Source organism: Pseudoalteromonas sp. OOF1S-7 (assembly GCF_022347765.1).
Taxonomy (GTDB): Bacteria; Pseudomonadota; Gammaproteobacteria; order Enterobacterales; family Alteromonadaceae; genus Pseudoalteromonas.
Map to the genome: position 1 here is coordinate 1 of NZ_JAKRFZ010000020.1, position 14,970 is coordinate 14,970.

Annotated in this window: 13 protein-coding genes; 9 read left to right on the top strand and 4 right to left on the bottom strand. The window is 52.6% G+C overall.

From position 1 onward, the window contains the following. Positions 1–915 precede the first annotated feature (915 nt). From MHN33_RS20590 to MHN33_RS20615, 6 genes are all read left to right on the top strand, one after another. Positions 916–1,269 carry a hypothetical protein gene (locus MHN33_RS20590; RefSeq protein WP_239400925.1) on the top strand — a complete coding sequence of 118 codons (354 nt, stop codon included), beginning with the start codon at positions 916–918 and terminating at the stop codon, positions 1,267–1,269. A gap of 383 nt (positions 1,270–1,652) precedes the next feature. After that, positions 1,653–2,900, top strand: a complete 1,248-nt coding sequence (locus MHN33_RS20595) for an HlyD family efflux transporter periplasmic adaptor subunit (RefSeq protein WP_239400927.1) — start codon at positions 1,653–1,655, stop codon at positions 2,898–2,900. A 10-nt stretch (positions 2,901–2,910) separates the two neighbouring features. Beyond that, positions 2,911–3,618: an ABC transporter ATP-binding protein gene (locus MHN33_RS20600; protein ID WP_239400929.1), complete on the top strand. Its 708-nt coding sequence runs from the start codon at positions 2,911–2,913 to the stop codon at positions 3,616–3,618. Further along, a complete protein-coding gene (locus MHN33_RS20605) occupies positions 3,615–6,002 on the top strand; it encodes an ABC transporter permease (protein WP_239400931.1) in 2,388 nt (795 codons plus the stop codon). The genes MHN33_RS20600 and MHN33_RS20605 overlap by 4 nt, the downstream gene beginning before the upstream one ends. Before the next feature lie 60 nt (positions 6,003–6,062). Then, positions 6,063–7,427, top strand: a complete 1,365-nt coding sequence (locus MHN33_RS20610; protein ID WP_239400933.1) for a sigma-54 dependent transcriptional regulator — start codon at positions 6,063–6,065, stop codon at positions 7,425–7,427. Between the two features lie 5 nt (positions 7,428–7,432). Beyond that, positions 7,433–8,713, top strand: coding sequence for an ATP-binding protein (locus MHN33_RS20615; RefSeq protein ID WP_239400935.1), 1,281 nt, complete (start codon positions 7,433–7,435; stop codon positions 8,711–8,713). Between the two features lie 17 nt (positions 8,714–8,730). Here the strand turns inward: MHN33_RS20615 and MHN33_RS20620 are convergent, their stop codons facing one another. The 3 genes from MHN33_RS20620 to MHN33_RS20630 all read right to left on the bottom strand — a co-directional run bounded on the left by MHN33_RS20620 (position 8,731) and on the right by MHN33_RS20630 (position 11,133). Next, entirely contained in the window at positions 8,731–9,243 is a 513-nt protein-coding gene (locus MHN33_RS20620) for a lipocalin family protein (protein ID WP_275442951.1), read from the bottom strand. A gap of 568 nt (positions 9,244–9,811) precedes the next feature. Beyond that, positions 9,812–10,147 carry a zinc ribbon domain-containing protein YjdM gene (locus MHN33_RS20625; RefSeq protein ID WP_239400937.1) on the bottom strand — a complete coding sequence of 112 codons (336 nt, stop codon included), beginning with the start codon at positions 10,145–10,147 and terminating at the stop codon, positions 9,812–9,814. A 116-nt stretch (positions 10,148–10,263) separates the two neighbouring features. Beyond that, positions 10,264–11,133: a LysR family transcriptional regulator gene (locus MHN33_RS20630; protein WP_239401057.1), complete on the bottom strand. Its 870-nt coding sequence runs from the start codon at positions 11,131–11,133 to the stop codon at positions 10,264–10,266. Between the two features lie 94 nt (positions 11,134–11,227). Between MHN33_RS20630 and MHN33_RS20635 the strand changes: the two genes are divergently transcribed. Beyond that, positions 11,228–11,734 carry a lactoylglutathione lyase family protein gene (locus MHN33_RS20635; RefSeq protein WP_046006031.1) on the top strand — a complete coding sequence of 169 codons (507 nt, stop codon included), beginning with the start codon at positions 11,228–11,230 and terminating at the stop codon, positions 11,732–11,734. A 31-nt stretch (positions 11,735–11,765) separates the two neighbouring features. Here MHN33_RS20635 and MHN33_RS20640 read toward each other — a convergent pair whose 3' ends face one another. Further along, positions 11,766–11,960: a hypothetical protein gene (locus MHN33_RS20640; protein ID WP_239400939.1), complete on the bottom strand. Its 195-nt coding sequence runs from the start codon at positions 11,958–11,960 to the stop codon at positions 11,766–11,768. Between the two features lie 136 nt (positions 11,961–12,096). On the opposite strand from MHN33_RS20640, the gene MHN33_RS20645 reads away from it, so the two are divergent. Together MHN33_RS20645 and MHN33_RS20650 are read left to right on the top strand one after the other, a co-directional pair. Then, positions 12,097–12,780 carry a response regulator transcription factor gene (locus tag MHN33_RS20645; protein ID WP_239400941.1) on the top strand — a complete coding sequence of 228 codons (684 nt, stop codon included), beginning with the start codon at positions 12,097–12,099 and terminating at the stop codon, positions 12,778–12,780. After that, on the top strand, positions 12,773–14,155 hold the full coding sequence (locus MHN33_RS20650) for a HAMP domain-containing sensor histidine kinase (protein WP_239400943.1): 1,383 nt from the start codon (positions 12,773–12,775) through the stop codon (positions 14,153–14,155). Before MHN33_RS20645 ends, MHN33_RS20650 begins: the two co-directional genes overlap by 8 nt. Positions 14,156–14,970: the final 815 nt, after the last annotated feature.

Sequence of the window (14,970 nt, forward strand, 5' to 3'; positions counted from 1 at the left end):
GGAACTGAGCGAGCATCCAGCACCCAGAATTACGGTAGTATTTTCCTCTTCTTTAAGGTCCCGCAATGCGTAGCTTAATTTTAGAAAAGTGTGTTCCTGATTACCCATAATTCCTAGTTATCCTTACATTGTTAATGACTCTTGCATGAAACACCAAAAAGCAAGCTCAAGCAACAAAAAAAACATTTCATTATCATATGAAACAAATTTCTTCTTCGTGAAATCGCAATTTCAGTTCCACAAGCCGTCGTGTCAACCCCACTCGAATGGGAAATTCAATTAAATATAATGAGTTATAAACATATCGACTTGTACTTCCTGCCCCTAAATGCCATCAAAAGGTTTAGTATGGACACGCTGACAGAACATAAAAAGAACACAAAAGTAAAATCTTTGTGGTTAGGCAGTACCTTTCGTCGGAGGAATTATTGGCTGTCTGGTCGTTCAGGTTACAACGCAAGTGTCCATAGCTGTAGATGATGTCTGGGTTGGTGAAGTCAGGCTGGGGGTACTAGCTCAGACTTGACCTGACAGTTACCCGTGTTTCAATCAGTGACTGTCAGCCTAAATTTGGGTCAAGTTCCTTTCACCCAGGTCAATTTTTCATCTAATTATGTTTCACGTGGCGTTCTGCCATAGCATTTCCTCCTTGATGAGTTCGGTCATCATACAAAGCTACGAATACAACCTTGCACTTCGTGCCTTTGCGCAGATAAGGCATCGCTTATGTGTTTATTTTTACTCGTCTGACCTGATTGCGCATGGCCTCTCTGGCGTTAAACAGGAACCTCATACTTGGCATTATAGGTGTGATGGGCGTAAGTGGTCTGAATCTGGCGCTGTTTTCAGGGCTGTCGCACACCCCAGTAACAAATGGCGCCTTGATCATGGCGCTGCCCTATCGTCACAACCGTTATGGCTGCGCTGCTAAGCAGAACACTGATAGCCCAGATACAGCTTTTGCAACTGGCGGTCGCTTTTGGCGGTGTATTGCTGGTTGTGGTTAACGGCGACCTGAGAAGTCTTTTAAACTTGCAGCTTAACCAGGACAATCTCACCATCATGCTGGGCATGCTTGCCTGGCCGGGTTATACCGTATGCAGGTCAAAGGTATCGGGCTGGCTGCCGCAGCCGGGGTTTTCTTTGCTTACCACAGCAGTTGGTCTGGTTGGACTGTCTGTCGCAAGTATGTTTCAGGCTGAGGTGCACCCTGTGCAGGAGCTGATGGCACTCCCCTGGCCGATACCAAAAGTAATCGAGGTTAGCTGACCACAACAGGCTAAGAGCAGCGATGAAGTGCCACAATCCTGGGTTTATCCCCTTTGATTTAGAACAACGTTAAACAATGGGCTGTGAATACGGCTCAGTGGGATAGCTAAGATTAACATCACTATGGTTACGCAGTTCCCGACTCTCAAGCGTCCGGGATGATAACTGTATGTGAGTATTGGCGCTACTTTGCACTACTGCGTTGTGTTTGAGTAACTTCTGGCCAGGCCAGCCTTCCCATTTCCAAAAATCGCAATTTCATTTCCACAAATCGCCACGCTAAACCCAGACTCAAAAGTCACACAAAATCATATAATACAATAACTTAAAAATTGGCACATGACTTGTAGTGACTATACCTAAATACCCACAGAGGAAATGGTATGGACATACAGGTCGAACAGAAAAAGAGCATAAAAGTAAACTGGTTGTGGCTGGGTGGTGTTGCTTTGTTTGTCATTATGACTGGCTGGCTGCTTGCCCAGCCAACGGCGCAGGCGTCTCTGGCAACGGGTGATGCCTGGATTGGAGACGTCAGGCAGGGGGATTTGACAATTTCGGTGGCCGGATTTGGTCAGCTAAAGTCACGTACGCCGCGTCTGATCAGTGCAGCCAGTGAGGCCACGGTTGAAGAGATTATACTGCGTCCGGGTGCTGAGGTCACACCCGACAGTATCATTATGCGGCTTCAGGATGCCAATCTGGCGCAGGCACTTAAAGATGCAAAACGGGCGCTGCAACAGGCGAAAGATCAGTATTTACAGGCGGATATTAATCAGCAGCGAGAAATGCTGTCGCACCAGGCAAGCCTGGAGATCTTAAAATCTGAGCTGGAAAGCGCTGAGCTGGAGGTCTCTGCCCAGGCGGGTTTAGTTGAAGATGGCGCGGTGTCTAAGCTGGACTTTCAGCGCACGGTTTTGGAGCATCGTCAGCTTAAGCGGCGTATTGAGATTGAGCAGCGCAGAATTACTCAGCTGCAAACACTGCATCAGGCCAATTTGCAGCTGGCAAGCTCGGATATCGACGCCGCCGAAGAGGCCTATGGGCTTATTCAGCACAGGGTGGACCGCCTGACGGTGCGCGCGGGACTCACCGGCGTAGTACAGCAATTACATGTTGAGCTGGGGCAAAGTGTGCCGCTGGGCGCCCAGCTGGTGCTGGTTGGCAGCACAAAAGACTTATATGCACAGCTGCAAATTCCGCAGGCGTATGCCGAGCAAATAAAGCTTGAGCAGTCGGTACAAGTGAATACCCGAACCGACCTGATAGCCGGCACCATTTCGCGCATTAACCCTGTGGTGCAAAACGGCAACATTGAAGTCGAAGTGGCCCTGCCCGCTGCGCTGCCCGACAGCGCCCGGCCCGAGCTGAATATTGAAGGCACCATTCATATCAACACGCTTAAAGATGCGCTTTATATCGACAAGCCCGTTGGCGCCAAAGCGTTCAGCACCGCCACTTTATATCGCATCGAGCCCAATACCCAACAAGCACAGGCCATTGAGGTACACTATGGCGCCCAGACCGCACAGCATATTCAGTTGCTCAGTGGCGCACAGCCAAAGCAGCGCTTTATTCTGTCGGATATGGCATCCTACCAAGGTGAGCCGGTCGTGTACCTGAGTAAATAAGGAAACAACAATGAACAACAAATGCGTTATTGAACTCAACGATATCACCAAACACTTCCTGCTCAGCGGTATGGAAACCCAGGCCTTACGGGGCGTGAACATGAGTATTAACGAGGGCGAGTATGTGTCTATCTCCGGCCCTTCCGGTTGTGGTAAGTCGACCTTACTTAATATTTTGGGCCTGCTGGATACGCCCAGCAGCGGCCGCTATCAAATAGCCGGTAACGATGTCAGCCAACTCAGTGTTAATCAGCGAGCATCGCTCAGGAACAAGCATATTGGCTTTGTCTTTCAGTCGTTTAACCTCATCGATGAGCTAAGCGTGTTCGACAACCTGGCGCTGCCAGTGAAGTACAGTGAGCAGCCTTTAACTGGTACGCAACTCAAAGAGCGGGTGATGCACTGCCTGGAGCTGGTGCAGATGACCCACCGGGTTGACCACCAGCCCAATCAGCTCTCGGGTGGTCAGCAGCAGCGCATCGCCATTGCCCGGGCGCTGGTTAACCGGCCGGATATTCTGCTCATCGACGAGCCTACCGGTAACCTGGATTCCAAAAATGGTGATGCCGTCATGCAGATGCTGCACGATCTGAATGCGCAAGGCACTACGATGTGTATGGTGACGCACGACCCCAGATATGCCGATATGGCTGGTCGTAAACTCTTCCTGCTTGACGGTGTGATGGTCGACGAGGTGAAACTGGAGATGGCGGGATGATGAAAGAAGAACTCAAACTGGCCGCAGCCAACCTGAAAAAACTGCCTGGCTTCAGCATAACCGTGGTCCTCACACTGGCGCTGACACTGGCGGCACTGTGTGTGGTGATCAACATTAATCATCGGCTGCTGACCAAGCCCTTACCCTACCCCAACGCCGATACTCTGTGGGTGACCGATCAGAGCGAAACCATAAATGGCGAAACACAATACGGTTTTCAGATGCTGCCCACGCAGCTACTGATCTATCAGGATCAACAGTTTATTGACCAAATGGCTATGCTGCACCACACCTCGCCCCGGCTGATGGATGTAGATAACCGCCCCACCGTGGATGTGCTGCGCGTATCACCGGAATTTTTCTCGTTACTGGGTGTGCCCATGCACCTGGGCCGGGCACTGAACGCCAACGAAGGCGTCAGCGATGAGCAAAAGGTGCTGGTGCTGAGCTATCAGGCTTGGCAGGACAACTTTAACGCCGACCCTAAGGTGGTAGGCTCCTTTACCCAGCTTAACCGGGTGGCCTATCAAATCATAGGCGTCGCGGCCGCCGAGTTTGAAGTGCCGGAAATCTTTCGCAGCTTTGCTATCAGCGGATTCAGCAGTTTTCCAGAGGCGCTCAGCACCACCAACAACTGGAACAGCATCAGCAGTCAGTTTAATGGTATTGCCCGCCTCAAGCCGGGAGTAAACCCAGAGCAGGCCAATCACGCGCTGGGCGAGCAGATCAATGCGTTGTATCAATCCCAGGAGAACGTGGCACCCGATACCGCGATCGGCGCACACTTTACACCACTGCGCAGCAGGATCATCGCCGAGAGCGATAGCCTTGCCCTGAGCTTACTATTTTCGGCTGCGGTACTGGTGCTCATTGCCCTGACCAATGTCACTAACCTGTTTTTATCTCGCGGTGCGCAAAAACAACGCACTATGGCCATCCAGGCGGCGCTGGGTGCCAAGCCCCGGCACATCTTTATCAGTATGTTTTGTGAATGCGCGTTACTGATTGGCGCAGCAACGATATTAGGCCTACTTGCCGCGCAGTGGCTGAATGTGTTGCTGGCTGAAGATCTCAGCTACCTGTTTACCCGCATGCAGGCCTTATCGCTCGATGCACCCACCATTGTAGTTGCACTTGTGCTGGCTTTGCTGATCACTCTGCTAGTTGCGGCCATCACCAGCAGCCAGGTTAACTATCAGGCCCTCACCGACGCCCTGCACGCGAGCGGCAAAGGCACTGGCGCGCAAATCTCTGCCAGAACCCGCCATATCCTGGTGGCACTGCAAGTGATGTTTGCCAGTTTACTGCTGTTTCTGGCCGCCAATAAACTGTTGCCCGCCTATCAGGAAATGACCCACCCAACCGGCTTTGAAACTGAATACCTGTACTACGTGCGTGTCGATGGCAGCGCCACTGAAATTGACCAGTTTGAACTGACCCGTCAGGTTAAAAATACCTTAAGTGCGCAAACGGGCATCAACTCTGTGGCTGCCAGCATGACCTCTCCACTGGTGATGGGCTGGAAAAATTACCTGTACGACGAAAACATCGCCCTGCTAGGGATCATGAGCTTTGCGTTTTTAGATGAAGATGCCTTTACCACCTTAGCGTTGCCACTCAGACAAGGGCGCAGCTTTTCCCCCATTGCGGCGTCCGGTGAAGACAACAACGAAATTGTGCTTTCCGAATCACTGGCAAAGCGTCTGTATGGCGAAGCAAGTCCCGTAGGGCAGACGTTATACATAGACCAGCAAACACCCAGAAAAGTGGTGGGCGTCGTCGGTGATGTTTACGTGCCCACCGGCCCGCTTGGTTATGAGCTGGAGCGTTACTATGTGCCGCTCACCGAAGGCAGCAACGCGTTCATTATCAAAGCCGGCGGGCCCTTGTCTCAGTCTCAGCTCAGTGAAGTACTGAGGGACATTCACCCGACCTTAAACTTCTCGGCTTTCAGGAAAGTGGATGATATGCTCAGTCAGCGACTCAGACAAACCTGGCTTCAGGCCATGCTGACTGTGGCTTTGCTAACCCTGACGCTCAGTCTGGCCGGTGCGGGCATTTATGGGGTACTCAGCTACAGTGTGCAGATGCGTCGCTACGAGCTGGGCATTCATTTGTCTTTGGGTGCGCATACCCATAAACTGACCGCCATGATTGTAAAGCAGAGCTTTGTGCCTATTTTTACCGGGCTAGCCGTGAGCCTGTTGTTTACCACGCTGGGCTACCTGCTGTGGTCACGCATTGGCGAAGGACCTGTCGAGGTGAACTGGCTGGCCGTGTTGAGCAGTATTCCAGTTATGTTACTGGTCGCCTTTATTGCCAGCTATCTGCCGGTGCAAAAGGTGATCCGTCAGGATCCTATTCGGGCCCTGAGAAATGAATAATAAATCAAACAATAATCAATGAGGAAATGCAGGCGCACGTTCGCGCCTGCCTGTTACACCATGCAAGGCACCCTACTTATCGTTGACGACAAGGCCGATATTCGCCTCAGTCTGCACCTGTTGCTGAAAAACAGTGGCTTTACCACCATTCAATGCAGCTCGCTGAGTGCGGCTGCACAAACACTCGCAGAACAACCCATTGACCTGGTATTGCTCGACATGAATTATGAGCTGGACACCACCTCAGGTCAGGAAGGGCTTAATTTTTTGTCTGAGCATGCCGTACCTGACCCATCCAGCCCGGCTTTTATTGCCATGACCGCCTGGTCCAGCGTGAACCTGGCGGTAGAAGCCATGCAGCGTGGCGCGGTGGATTTTTTCGCCAAACCCTGGGACAACCACGCCGTGCTGATGATGATTAAAAAACATCTGGGGCTGCGACAGATGACGCGAACTCAGCAAAGCGCTGTACCTGCAAGCAAGCAAACGCTCGATAAAGGACTGCTGTGGCTGAGCCCGCAAATGCAGACACTGAAAAAACAACTAGACCGGGTTGCCCCGACCGGGGCCAATATTTTGCTGCGCGGTGAGAACGGCACGGGTAAATCGCACATTGCACAGTACCTGCACCAGCACAGCGCACGCGCAGGTAAACTGGTCAGTGTTAACATGGCAGCCATCCCCGAAACCTTGTTCGAGAGTGAGCTGTTTGGCCATCTCAAAGGGGCATTCACCGATGCCAGACAGAACCGCGAAGGCCGCTTCAGCCAGGCCAGCGGCGGCACCCTGTTTTTAGATGAAATAGCCACCCTGAGCGAGTCGCAACAAGCCAAGCTGTTGCGGGTACTGGAAAGTGGCGAATATGAACCGGTTGGCTCCGACAAAACCCGCCATGCGGATTGTCGTCTGATCAGCGCCACTAATGCGGATTTAGAGGCACGGCAGGCACAGGGCGCATTTCGCCAGGACCTGTATTTCAGGCTCAATACCATAGAGCTCACAGTGCCGCCACTCAGGCAGCGCGGTGATGAAATCATCCCGCTGGCCAGGCACTTTATTGCGCAGCATGCGCGGCGCTATGATTTACCGCAGCCGGCTTTGTCAGCCTGTGCCTGTAACGCCCTGCAAGCCTACCACTGGCCGGGCAATGTGCGGGAGCTCAGCCATATTATGGAGCGTGCCGTGCTGATGTGTGATGAGGCCGAGCTCAGCGCCCGTCAGTTACCAGTCAAGACGGCCAGTACCGAAGTCGACAGCCCGGTATCGGAGCTGATCACTCTGGAGCAGGCAGAGCAAAAACTCATAAAAATGGCACTGGCTCAGTGCCTCGACAATGTGGAGGATGCCTCGGTTTTACTGGGAATAAGTAAAAGTGCGCTATACCGGCGCATGGATAAGTTCAACATCAAAACCCGACAGCCCTGAACCTGATGTCTCTGAACTACGAGCGATTCACAACGCTATTTTTAACGCTTGTCTGGCTGCTGCTGGCCAGTCTCAGCACCGGGTTACTGCTGAGCCTGGGCAGCGGCTGGCTGGGTGTTGTTACCCTGTGGGTGCTGGTATTGTGCCCGGCGGCATTGCTGCTACAGAGCATAAAACAGCGCCTTGTGCAGCCCTTTTACCACCTGACCACCACAATCGAAGCCATGCGCCTTGAGGATTATGGCCAGCGTTTTTACAGCGCCGACCAAAGCGGGATCCTGGCACAATTACAGGCTGAAACCAGCCAGCTGTGCACGCACTTGCAGGCGTATAAATCGGCACGGGATCATCAGGCTATTTTACTGTTTCGGCTGATTGAGCAGCTGCCCAGTCCGATTGCCATTTTCGACCAAAGCAATGTGCTGGTGCATGCCAACGACGCGTTCTCGAACTGGACCGGCAAGCCCTGGCAAACGCAAAGGCTGACTAAGGCACACCATTTCAGCCTGGTTCAGTCCAGTGGCCAGTGGCAGTTCAGCCACCCGTCGCTTGCGCAGCAATGGCAACTTAGGCAAAGCCGGATCCCCATTAATGACAGCCATGCCCATTTGTTGATCCTCACCGATGTGCAGTCGGTGGTCAGTCAGGCGCAGCGCGACGCCTGGCAAAAAATGATCCGCATTCTGAGCCATGAGATCCACAACTCGCTCTCCCCCATCAAGTCGCTGGCACAAACGCTGCAGATGCTGCAACCCGGCGCGGATACGCAAGCCGATTTTGATCAGGCGCTTGCGGTCATTGTGCAGCGCAGCGATGGGCTGATGTCGTTCGTCAATCGCTATGCGAGCGTTGCAAGACAACACCAGTTGCATTTGGAGGAAGTCACCACAGATACCCTACTGCGCCCAATGCAGGCGCTTTATGGCACGCAGCTCACCTGCTCAGTCACAGCATCTTTTACGCTGCATGTGGATGTCAGCCTGATGGAGCAAGTGTTGGTTAACCTGCTCACCAATGCGCTGGAGGCCAGTGAAAAGCCTGACTGTGTTGAGATTGTCATCAGCAAAACCTCTCAGTATGCCTTTATCGACATCCTGGATCAGGGGCCTGGCGTCAGTAATCCAGACAATCTGTTTGTGCCTTTTTACACCACAAAAGAAAATGGCAAAGGCATTGGCCTGGTGCTGTGTAAGAATATTGTGGAGCAGCACAATGGCCAGCTAACGCTGGTCAATCGTACTGATCAGCGCGGTGCCAGGGCCAGGATACAGTTGCCGCTCGGTTAGTGTTGTGGAGTGCGGTATTACTGGTCTACAAAAATCAGTGAATCGGTATCAAAGCCCCGCTCGGCCGCCATACGCACAAACTTGTCGATAATACCCTGGTCGACTTGCGGGGTTCTTGAAAGCAGCCACAAATAATCTGTGTCCGGGCCTGAAACAAAGGCATACTGGTAGTTGTCATGATCCAGTTCAAACACCACGTAGGCACCATAAAACGGACCAAAGAATGACACTTTCAGATAAGCTTCATTATCCTGATTGACAAAAAATGCTTTGCCCTCGGCTTCTCGCCACTGGTTTTCCTCGGCATTAAAACCACGATTGATGACCTTTACGCCACCATCATCGCGCATGCTGTACTGGGCCGTGACTTTGCTCAGCCCGCGCTCAAAAGAGTGATCAAGCCGGGCAATTTCATACCACTTACCCAGATAGCGATTAAGCTCAAAATTCCCCACGGGCTGCACACCCTGCGGCATGCCCAGACAGCTGCTAAGGACCAGCGTCATCATAATAATTAACAGTGTTTTCAATGTGTGCCCCTTCTAAACCGACAGACTCTATTACGGCTAAGAAAACGCGCCGGTTCACTGTTTGGTGAATTTACCTTAACACAGATATATATCAGTCATATCACGGCGCACCAAACGCCGTCATCCTGGCCTGCGAGCCGGGAACCACCAAGCGTAGCGTTAATGCCAAAGGGAACGAAAGTGGTGTCGGTAAGCAGATCCCGTGTCGGAGCACGGGATGACCGAGGGGGCATTGAGCACAGAATCGCTCTAAACACCGTCATCCCGGCCTGCGAGCCGGGAACCACTAAGCGTAGCGTTAATGCCAAAGGGAACGAAAGTGGTGTCGGTAAGCAGATCCCGTGTCGGAGCTCGGGATGACCGAGGGGGCATTGAGCACAGAATCGCTCTAAACACCGACATCCCGGCCTGCGAGCCGGGAACCACCAAGCGTAGCGTTAATGCCAAAGGGAACGAAAGTGGTGTCGGTAAGCAGATCCCGTGTCGGAGCACGGGATGACCGAAGGAGGTGTTGGGAAGAGACTCGCTCTAAACGCCGTCGCCCCGGCCTGCGAGCCCAATAGTTCAATCAGGCTTTTTTAACGAATTTGGCTGTGACCATCATTTCGCCCACGCCATCGACCTTACAATCCAGTTCATGATCTTTTTTGTCCAGCACACGGCGGACCAGGGCCTTGGTGCCAATTTTGATCACCTGAGAGCTGCCTTTGATTTTCAGATCTTTGATAACCGTCACCTTGTCGCCGTCGGCCAGCAATGCGCCGTTGGCATCTTTTACCTGGATCAGATCGTCTTCATTGACTTCATGTGGGTTCCACTCATAAGCACACTCAGGGCAAACCAGATTACTCTGGTCCTGATAAACATATTCAGAGTTACATTTTGGGCAAGGAGGTAAAGACATAATTACTTACTACATATTGATTCATTTGGTCTGCATAGTAATGGCTCAGCCCCGGATGTGCCAGTGCTAAGCCTATATTTATTGATTTAGTGCAGGTGAGCATAAACGCGTCACGATTATAGGCCGCTTTTGGCCTGCGCTATCACAGTGTGTACTCTGGCTGGCAAGCGGCCCCGCCGCGCTGTGCACAGGTAAATAGTTTCACTCACGGGGTGTTCCAGCGAATGAACGCGTATTTGTTCCTGCCGGGCAAAGGCCTCAACCGCAAAAGCAGGCAACACAGTAAACCCGATCCCCCGGCTAACGGGCTCGAGGATCAGGTTGATCTGGTTAGAAAAGCCTTTGCGTGCAAACTGAGCACAGTGCTGAAACTGCGCAAAATTGGCACTGAGCAACAGTTCGCTGTGATGTGCGCCATCGGGATGGTCGATAAACCCCAGCGATTCCAGATTTTCCCAGCTTGGCGTATGTACCTTTGCTGGTGTTACCAATAACAAAGGCTCTGTGGCGATTGCCTCGCACCTGACCTCGGCCGATTTAGCCTTTAACGTGGTCAGGCCAAGTTCTGCGCTACCCTGTGCCACCGCCTTGATGATTGTCTCATTCGGTGCAAAGCGGTGATCAATGACAAGCTCAGGGTGGCGCGTCTGCAGTGCCAGCAAGTGCGGATATAACCTGAGTCCGACACTGCCGGGTGACATCACCCTGACTGCGCCTTCAAACGGCGGATCCTCGCCGATACTGGACTCAAGGTCCGACAAACTTTGCAGAATTTGCTTTGCCTGCGTGCGCAACCGTTGCCCGGCCTCCGTCAGCACAACCTGCTTGCCGTCGCGCAGCAGCAAAGCAACGCCAAAGTGCGCCTCTAACTTTTGCACATGCTGGCTCACACCCGATTGTGTCATATGCAGCTGCTCAGCCGTGCGGGTAAAGTGCCCAATTCGAGCCAGGGCGCAAAATGTTCGTAGCCAGGTGTTATTAACCATCACAAAATATACTTATTTTGATTATTTTTAATAATTTTACTTGATAGTTGAGTCTTTGTAACCTGCACAGTATTCAAACAGAGGAGAGCATTCTATGAGCCAGGTTTATCCACGTAATTTTTCGCATATTGGCATCTCAGTCCCCGACCTGGAAAAGGCCGTTGAGTTTTACACTCAGGTAATGGGCTGGTATGTCATTATGGCCCCCACCGACATTGTTGAAGACGACAGCGCCATCGGAGAAATGTGCACCGACGTATTTGGCGCGGGCTGGAAGCGCTTTCGCATTGCGCACTTGTCTACCGGCGATCGCATTGGCGTAGAGCTGTTTCAGTTCGATAACCAGACCAACCCCGATAATAATTTTGAATACTGGAAAACCGGTGTCTTTCATTTTTGTGTGCAAGATCCGGATGTGGAAGGTCTGGCAGATAAAATCGTGGCCGCAGGTGGTAAAAGGCGAATGGAAAAGCCGCGCTATTACTACCCCGGCGAAAAACCCTATCGGATGATTTATATGGAAGACCCGTTTGGCAACATCGTTGAGATTTACAGCCACAGTTATGAGCTAATTTACAGCGCAGGCGCCTATCAGGAATAACACCGCACGGGGCTGAACATATCGGCCCCGCTTATTTACCGACTTGCTTGTTAGCGCCCCACAGCGCAACACCCAGGGCTATGCCAGCGCTGGCACACGGAGCAATGGAAAAAGCCAGGATATCAAAGGTTACCCCAGCTATTACGCCAATGGCAGTCCCGATACCTGCACCAATTCCAATATACAAGCCCGGATTAGGTCCGGCCTCAGCTTGCTTGTCTGTCATGTTTATTTCCTTATGCCCATCATAAATTGGCTTAATCTTATACACAGGCGCAAAAAAAGCACAATACAAAATTGTATGCCAAAGCGGTGCGAAAATACGATATGCTTTAACGCAGTGACGCTAGCCTCAGGTTTGTATGCATATTTTATTAGTTGAAGATGACCCGGATACGGCCGAGTTTATCTGCGCCGGGCTGGCGCAGCACAATGCCCGCGTGCAGCATTGCAATAATGCTGAGCAGGCTATGCTCAGCGCCTCTGCCACTGCCTTTGATGTGATTATTTTTGACCGCCTGTTGCCCAACATGGACGGTCTGGACGCTGTCAGGGTGTTGCGCGCCAGTAAAGTCAGGACACCCATCATCATGCTCACCGCACTGAGTGATACCGCCGATCGGGTCGCCGGGCTTGAAGCCGGCGCCGACGATTATCTGGTCAAACCCTTTGCCTTTGCCGAGCTGTATGCCCGTTTAAAGGCCCTTGCCAGGCGTCAGCCGCTCAGAGCAGATACACTGGAGCTGGTGATTGGCGAGCTGCGGCTCAACCGCACTTCGCGCCGGGTATACAGGGCCGGACAAGAAATTGAGCTGATGCCCAAGGAATATCAGATCCTGGAATACATGATGCAAAACCCCGAGCAGCTGATCACCAAAACCATGTTACTGGAACAAGTCTGGGGGTTTAGTTTCGACCCCAAAACCAGCCTGGTGCAAACCCATGTCAGCCGCCTGCGCAATAAGCTGGATAAGCCCTTTGCCTTTGACATGATCAAAACCATTCGTGGCAGCGGTTATCTGCTGACGGGCAGTCACTATGATTAACCGTTATCATCTTAAGCACACAGCACTGCTTGGCGGCACGCTCTGGGCCACCCTGCTGTTGCTGTTGTGGTTCACAGGTCAGCTGTTGGTGTGGCAGGATAAACAAGCGCAGCAACATGAGTTTGAGGAGTTTCTGGGCGAGATTGAGAGCGCGCTGGAAGAGCATGGCCTGGAACACGTGTTACAGGAATTTGAGCTGGAGGAAGATGAAGTCTGGCCCGATAGCGAAGCGCAAACCCATTTGTTCGACGAAGGCTGGCTGGTTGCACTGTTTAAGCAAGAGCGGCTACTTTTGGGCGCCAATACCAGGCTGACCGTGGCCTCAACGCCGCAGTGGCAAAGCGTATCACTTGGCGAGGAAGGCAATGTAGAACTGCTGTCAGCTTCGGTGAACTTACCCGACGACCTGCAACTGCATTACTGGCAAAAGCGAGACGAACTGCACACCCACAGAGCCGAGTTTTATACGCAAATAACACACTGGTTTGCGCTGCTCAGCCTGCCACTGATTTTAGCAGCCATTGCCTGGTTGCAGTACAAGCGCACCCGCACTTTGCAGGCACTCTCTGATCAACTCGCTCAGGTGGCCCACTCGCCGGATTCAAAGCGCACTGACGTCAGCACCTCAAACCCGGACATAGTTGCGCTCAGCCTTGCCATTAACCGCATGCTGGATGAAATCACCCGGCTGCATGGCAACCTGAAAACCATGTCGGTGGGGATCGCCCACGATCTGAAAACCCCTTTATCGCGCATTTCAAATCGCCTGCAAAGTATGGTTCAGGACGTCGACAACCCGGCAATCCTGGAAGGCCATATCGACAAAGCCAACAATGAACTGGCGCAGGTCATCAATACCTTTAACAACCTGGTGCGTCTCAATGCCATCGAATCGGGTAAGCATATTCAGGGCTTTAAAACCTTTGATTTATCAGCCCTGATCGACGAACTGGCACAAAGCTATCAGCCCGTCTTTGAAGACAGCGGCCGACGCTTTGAGGTGTCGATTGTGCCCGCCGTGCATTGTCATGGCGACCGCGACTTACTGGGCCAGTTGATCTGCAACTTACTGGAAAATGCATTGGAACACAGCCACAGTGATGCCCATGTCTGGCTGCGGCTACAAAATCATACCGACAGCGCCCTGCTGCAAGTTGGTGACGATGGCCCCGGGATCCCTCTGGGCGACCAGCCAAAAGTCTTTGATAAGTTCTATCGTGCCGATATCAGCCGCGGCCGCCCTGGCAATGGCCTTGGACTCAGCATAGTGCGGGCCATTTGCGACGTACATAAAGCGCATCTATGCCTACTTGAACAACAGCCTGGTGCCGTATTTAATATTGAGATCCCCATACGCTCTGCACGGAGTGATTAGTGCTAGCTGGTGTGGCTCTATTATTTATCTCCTAGGCACACTTCTCGATTTCGGCACCCCGGCCTGCGAGCCGGGTACTGCCAAGCGCAGCGAAAAAATCTCTTTGAACTAAGGTATTGTCGGCAAATCGATCCCGTGTCGGAGCACGGGATGACCGAGGGGCGTTGGGCACAGAGTCACTCTAAACACCGTCATCCCGGCCTGCGAACCGGGAACCACCAAGCGTAGCGTTAATACCACCAGGAACAAAAGAGGTGTCGGTAAGCAGATCCCGTGTCGGGGCACGGGATGACCGAGCGGGCGTTGGGAGCAGAGTCGCTATGAACACCGTCATCTAGGCCTGCGAGCCGGGAACCACCAAGCGTAATATTAATGCCAGAGAGAACGAAAGAGGTGCCGGTAAGCAGGTCCCGTGTCGGAGCACGGGATGACCCTGGGGGCGTTAGGAGCAGAGCCGCTCTAAACACCGTCATCCCGGCCTGCGAGCCGGGAACCACTTAACGTAGCGTTCATGCCAAAGGGAACGAATGAGATGTCGGTAAACAGATCCCGTGTCGGAGCACGGATGAACGAGGGGGCGTTGGGAGCAGAGCCGCTCAAAACACCGTCATCCCGGCCTGCGAGCCGGGAACCACTTAGCGTAGCGTTCATGCCAAAGGGAACGAATGAGATGTCGGTAAACAGATCCCGTGTCGGAGCACGGATGAACGAGGGGGCGTTGGGAGCAGAGCCGCTCAAAACACCGTCATCCCGGCCTGCGAGCCGGGAACCACCAAGCATACAATTTTGTATTAAAGCCGTATGGCAACTGTATA

What these genes read in the sequence shown, in the direction of transcription:
- MHN33_RS20610 (WP_239400933.1), top strand. Translation starts at nt 6,063, where the DNA reads ATGCAAGGCACCCTACTTATCGTTGACGACAAGGCCGATATTCGCCTC.
- MHN33_RS20630 (WP_239401057.1), bottom strand. Translation starts at nt 11,133, where the DNA reads ATGGTTAATAACACCTGGCTACGAACATTTTGCGCCCTGGCTCGAATT.
- MHN33_RS20615 (WP_239400935.1), top strand. Translation starts at nt 7,433, where the DNA reads ATGTCTCTGAACTACGAGCGATTCACAACGCTATTTTTAACGCTTGTC.
- MHN33_RS20605 (WP_239400931.1), top strand. Translation starts at nt 3,615, where the DNA reads ATGATGAAAGAAGAACTCAAACTGGCCGCAGCCAACCTGAAAAAACTG.
- MHN33_RS20595 (WP_239400927.1), top strand. Translation starts at nt 1,653, where the DNA reads ATGGACATACAGGTCGAACAGAAAAAGAGCATAAAAGTAAACTGGTTG.
- MHN33_RS20600 (WP_239400929.1), top strand. Translation starts at nt 2,911, where the DNA reads ATGAACAACAAATGCGTTATTGAACTCAACGATATCACCAAACACTTC.
- MHN33_RS20640 (WP_239400939.1), bottom strand. Translation starts at nt 11,960, where the DNA reads ATGACAGACAAGCAAGCTGAGGCCGGACCTAATCCGGGCTTGTATATT.
- MHN33_RS20635 (WP_046006031.1), top strand. Translation starts at nt 11,228, where the DNA reads ATGAGCCAGGTTTATCCACGTAATTTTTCGCATATTGGCATCTCAGTC.
- MHN33_RS20590 (WP_239400925.1), top strand. Translation starts at nt 916, where the DNA reads ATGGCTGCGCTGCTAAGCAGAACACTGATAGCCCAGATACAGCTTTTG.
- MHN33_RS20650 (WP_239400943.1), top strand. Translation starts at nt 12,773, where the DNA reads ATGATTAACCGTTATCATCTTAAGCACACAGCACTGCTTGGCGGCACG.
- MHN33_RS20625 (WP_239400937.1), bottom strand. Translation starts at nt 10,147, where the DNA reads ATGTCTTTACCTCCTTGCCCAAAATGTAACTCTGAATATGTTTATCAG.
- MHN33_RS20645 (WP_239400941.1), top strand. Translation starts at nt 12,097, where the DNA reads ATGCATATTTTATTAGTTGAAGATGACCCGGATACGGCCGAGTTTATC.